This window comes from Chromohalobacter nigrandesensis, assembly GCF_023061285.1.
GTDB lineage: Bacteria > Pseudomonadota > Gammaproteobacteria > Pseudomonadales > Halomonadaceae > Chromohalobacter > Chromohalobacter nigrandesensis.
The window spans coordinates 1-702 of record NZ_JAKGAM010000042.1 but is presented as its reverse complement, the minus strand read 5'-3'; the positions used below and the strand labels follow the sequence as shown (position 1 = coordinate 702).

1 protein-coding gene is annotated in these 702 nt (G+C 66.4%); it reads right to left on the bottom strand.

The window, feature by feature from the left end; all coding sequences use genetic code 11:
• A partial coding sequence (locus L1073_RS17105; RefSeq protein ID WP_246901435.1) for a hypothetical protein occupies positions 1 to 702 on the bottom strand: 702 nt, incomplete at both ends.

Sequence of the window (702 nt, the reverse complement as noted above, 5' to 3'; positions counted from 1 at the left end):
ATGTCATCGTCGGTGAACAGCGCCTGATCCACCGCCAGGACGGTGTTCCAGAACACCAGGCCCAGCGCCAGGATCTTGCCGTAACGGCCAGCCCCCGCAATGACGCCAGCGACATCCCGCGCGCTTGTCGACAGATCCGTCCAGCGCTGTTGTTGCTGGGCGGGGCCGAAAGTCTCGTCAAGGGCCCCGTCGGCCAGTCGATCGAGGACATCGGCGTCCAGCGCGAAACAAGGCAGGGCGACATCGACGACGTGGCCGGTATCCGCCATGGGGGCGACGAAGTTGCCGCTGCTCTCATCGAGGGATTTCAGGGCCTGGCTGGTATCCACGCCCTGGGTCGACGCGTCGCTGAAGCGCGTCACCGATTGCAGCCACTGGTGGTATTCCGCCAGGGAGAGGCGGACGTTATGCAGCTTCTGTGGTGGCGTCTTTTCCGTCTGGGCCTCCGGATCGCCCATGTAGGCCAACTGCGCATAGCGCATGAAGCGTGCCAGCGAGGACTTGGCCTCGGTAACCGGCAGCCCCGCCGCTTCATAGGTGACCAGGGAGGCGAACGCGTTGCCGATGGTCATTGCCAGCGCGCCCTGGATGGGCCGCAGGCGATTGCTGATCTCCTCCGCGCGTGGTGCGCGGTGCGCCAGCGTTCTGGCCTCGGCCTGGACGGCATGGAAACGCTCGCCCCAGTCCGCCAGGGTCGCCGGC